This window comes from Schnuerera sp. (assembly GCF_035459645.1).
Lineage (GTDB): Bacteria > Bacillota > Clostridia > Tissierellales > Tepidimicrobiaceae > Schnuerera.
Map to the genome: position 1 here is coordinate 1 of NZ_DATHXO010000103.1, position 1835 is coordinate 1835.

A 1835-nucleotide genomic window follows, 5' to 3' on the forward strand; every position below is an offset into this window, starting at 1 on the left:
TTAGTATATCTAAGGTTAATGGGCAATCAAAAACTCTTCTCCACCAGATACCAAATTTAGAATGAGATGCAAATAATTGACTTGGATGTTGAGGATCTTTGACTCTTTTTCTTTTTTTAATATTTTTTTGCAAATCTTCCATTAAAGTTGGAGATTTAGGATCTGCAAAAGATATTAAATTGAAAAATTCAGCAATATTTTTGCTTTTAAAAGGTCCAAACCATTGTTTTTTCTTACTTAAAGAGTGGAGATAATATCCTTCGTCACCAGGTTCCCCTGACATATACAACCTCCAAGGTGATTTATTTTTTTTGGTCGTCATTATCTTCTCCCATGCTTTCAAAAGAAAAATCTCCATAATACATACCTCTATCAATAGAGGTATCAGCATAATAACCCATTGGAAAACTAAAAGCGCCATCTAAACTAGTTGTTCCAGAAAAATGCTTATAGTAATAAGGAGATCCGACTGGAGGATGTGTTTGTAAATCAAGATGAAAACTACATTGAACACTAGTGCTAAAAACCTCTCTAGCAAAAGGACATTTTTCTCCTGAAGCTGTCCACAAAAATAATTCTTGATTGTTATTAGAAATTGTATCCAATTCTTCTGAAGATGCTTCCGGAAAAGCTTCTAAAGGCGCCATTTGATAAATAGCTTTTCCTACAGTTTGACACGCCTCTGGTATATCCAAACCAAAAGGACAAGGAGCTTCTCCATCAGATCTGATAACTGCTAATTTTAATAATGTTTTATTCTTTTTCATAACCTAAAACGATAAAATTAAATAATTCTTTCATAGCTTGTTTTCTTTTTTTTCTTGCTTTTCTTTTCTTTTCTAGAAAATCTGCGACGCTTTTATATTTATCCATTTTACCATGATAAAGACCCCGTCCCGGACTTATCTCGCTTCCCTCTTCTGAGCCACCATAATCATAATTTTCAAATATAGGATTTGGGTAAGGTCTAGTTTGAACATGGGTAGAAGTTTCTTTTTTCTTTTTTTTAGGCATGTATTCACCATAATCGTAGTTTTTAAAAATAACGTCGTTATCACCAATAGGTCTAACATCTAGATCTACTCTGTGTAAACCCTGTGGAACTTTCTTTTCTACGCCACTCTGTTTATACCCCTTACCATCAGCTTGACGCGCTAACTCAACTACAGTTAGATTACCTTGGTAATTTTCTAAAGCTTCTCCTAAGCGACTCATACTACTCCTTTAATCATATATGGAGCTAGTTCTGGTACCGGTGGTAAGTGATCCCATAATTTTAGTAGCTCGATTATTTCTACAGTCTTTTGAGTATCTAATTCCATTGCTTTATTTATTTTTTTTGTTAAATATTCTCTGCTAGAATTATTAACTAACTCTCCATTTTCCCTAACCCATTCAACAATATCATCTGAAATTTCAAAACCAAGTTTAGCAGATAAATATACTATTCTAATTATTCTTTTATTATCATATCCTAAAGTTATTTCAGGCGATAAACAAGTTCTTATGATTTTATTTTTAATATCTTCAATAGCCAAACCTGTAGGATCTAAAATAGTTTTTAAATCCATTGTCATTAAGGCGGTATTGCATGTAAAATCTCGAGAATAAAGCTCTTTTTGCATTTCAGTAGGGTTATTAATTCCAGCTCGGCGAAGTATATTTACAATGCCAGGAATTTTAAAATTACTAGAAAAATCTAATTTAATATCTTCAAGATGAATAGATGAGTGGCCATCGGGCATTTCAACATAATCAGCATAAGGACCTAATTTAATAGCTAGGTGTCTAGATAAATCGTGAACCCCAGAATCACCCGTAGTTATATCTACATC

The 1835-nt window shown here is 32.8% G+C and carries 4 protein-coding genes; all 4 read right to left on the bottom strand.

Annotated elements, in window-relative coordinates; translation table 11 throughout:
• The coding region (locus VK998_RS02490) for a hypothetical protein (protein ID WP_325225103.1) at window positions 1-283 on the bottom strand (283 nt) is incomplete at its 3' end.
• A 19-nt stretch (window positions 284-302) separates the two neighbouring features.
• Window positions 303-767, bottom strand: coding sequence for a hypothetical protein (locus VK998_RS02495; protein WP_325225106.1), 465 nt, complete (start codon window positions 765-767; stop codon window positions 303-305).
• Complete coding sequence (locus tag VK998_RS02500; protein ID WP_325225108.1) at window positions 754-1215, bottom strand: hypothetical protein; 462 nt, start codon at window positions 1213-1215, stop codon at window positions 754-756. Before VK998_RS02500 ends, VK998_RS02495 begins: the two co-directional genes overlap by 14 nt.
• On the bottom strand, window positions 1212-1835 hold a 624-nt coding region (locus VK998_RS02505; protein WP_325225110.1), incomplete at its 5' end, for a tRNA nucleotidyltransferase/poly(A) polymerase family protein. The genes VK998_RS02500 and VK998_RS02505, both read right to left, overlap by 4 nt.